Here is a 2,164-nt window from a genome sequence, read left to right as displayed (position 1 = left end):
TTGCGGTAGGACAAGGTTGATGTTACGGTTAGTACCTTCGTAGTCGTAGGTCAAACCGTTAAACTCAGCGTTGCCATAAAGTACTGATTGAGTTTTTTCAGTGTAATCAGTTGTCCTTGCATAAGTAGACCAGTTCCAGCCGACACCGCTTGATTCACCAGAATCATAGAAGTTATCAAAAGTCACAAAGTCAAGGGCTAACTTGTGATGGTTGGGTGAAATTGGTTCCGGGAATAAAGTCAGCGCGGGATCACCATTGCCAACAGGTAAATCACCGAGTACCTGATCGTAGGTACGATTTTCTTTAACTACGTAGATAACGTGCTTAATTTTATCCTGTAAAAATCTCATCGTCCTGTCAGGACGGCGATTGTAGAAACCGTTGTTTCTATCTACCTGTTCGGAAAGCGTAGCTAAAGTACCGCCTTTGGGAACTGGAATAACTGAGATCCCAGCTTTTTCTAAAGCCCAGGTATACTCATTTCTAAAAGTTGTGTTGCGTGCTAGTCCGGCTGGTGTTGTTTCGCCATTTGAAGGGTTGGGGCCAGAATTGCTCTTGGCATTGACAACGTATAGGTTTTGACCATCCTTACTAACGCTTACAGAATTGGGATACCAGCCAGTTGGGATACGTCCAATCACCCGACCAGATGATTGCAAGTCCACAACAGCAACAGCGTTCTCATAGCCTAGAGTCACGTAAAGCTGACGTTCATCTGGACTTAGAGCCACAGAGTTGGGATTTGCTCCTTTGTACTTATCGCTAGGTCGAGACAGATTGATAGTTTGGACAACGTTATTGGTATTTGTGTCAATGACTGAAACCGAATCACTATTACCGTTAGCTACATATAGTCGCTTTTGGTCGGTCGAGAGCGTTACTTTGTTTGGTTGGTCACCTACAGGTATACGGGTAATTTGCCCGGAAGAAATGCTAACAGCAACTACTTCGTTATCGCGCTGGCTGGTAACGAAGACTTTAGCTGCTGCACCGTTTTCTGCACTCTTGATGGCTACATCAAAAGGGAATTCCCCTGTTGGTATTTTATCGCCTGGTCTAAAGAACTTAATTTCTCTGAGTACTTTACGGTTAGTAGTATCAACAATTGATATTGAGTCGTTCTCAAAATTGGCAGCCACTAAAGTTTTGCCATCTTTGCTGACATCAAGACCTGCTACAACTGCTCCTGTTGCCACAGTTTTAGCTTGTGTGTTCTTCAACAAACCACCATCGTAGTCTGGGAAGGGCGCAGTTGAGTCGGAATTGTGATTTAGTAAAATGAAAGGAGCATCTGGCAAGTATTGGCTGCCATTCGAGGCATAAGCATAAACGCGATCGTCAATGCCACCTGATACATAAAAGCGTGTGCCGTCTTTTGCCCAAGCTAGGCCATTATATGTATTGGGAATGTTAATTTGCTGCTGCTTAACCAACTTACCGTTGCTGACATCAAAGACAAAAACCCATTCAGCTTTTGAAGTTCTCGTAGCACTTGGTTTGCCAGTTAATGGGTCTAAGACAGGATAAGTGAGATCAGCACCACTTTGACTCTTGAAGTTTTTGTTATACCCACTGGTAAGCACCAGCAGAGTTTTACCATCGGGGCTGAGGGCTGTGGTTACAGCTTCGGCAGCATCAGCATTATTATCTGTACGCAAACCAGTTGCCAAACGTGCAAACGTCGAGCCTGGGGCAGCTGCCGGTGTAATCACTTGACCTGTGGGTAATAATGCTCCACCTTCAGGTAGATCACCAACACGGCTAGTAGCAAGCTGGGCCGTAACTATTTGTACACTGCTAACTACTATCGCCACTGCGACCAGCAGGCTAATTAGGAGATATCGCTTACGCTTGAAATTGAGCATTTGCTGTTTCACACATCAAAATTTCTTGCCTACGCAGCCAATATTCCTACTTACTAGTTAAGAACAGGATAAGGTGAGGTTACTTTCAAAGTCATTGGGATTGACGGAATGTTAAAAAATTTAGTAAGCTGTTACACATTTAATTTGTACATTTCCCTGATGACTGATGACTGTTAAGTGTCAACAGTCAACGACCATCAAGAGTGTTTATATACTTTAGACGCGCATCAGCTTAGTACAGCATTTCATTAATTCGTAGCAAATTAAATTTGGCAATACCCTGCAATGCCAATGCATC

The 2,164-nt window shown here is 43.6% G+C and carries 1 protein-coding gene; it reads right to left on the bottom strand.

Going from position 1 to position 2,164, the window contains the following annotated elements:
* Positions 1-1,878 (bottom strand): YncE family protein (locus VE944_RS03985; RefSeq protein WP_324972606.1); only part of this gene is annotated, 1,878 nt, incomplete at its 3' end.
* Between the last annotated feature and the right edge of the window lie 286 nt (positions 1,879-2,164).

Source organism: Nostoc sp., assembly GCF_035638895.1.
GTDB lineage: Bacteria > Cyanobacteriota > Cyanobacteriia > Cyanobacteriales > Nostocaceae > Nostoc.
The sequence above is the reverse complement of the archived record's forward strand: the minus strand, read 5'-3'. Positions and strand labels throughout refer to the sequence as shown.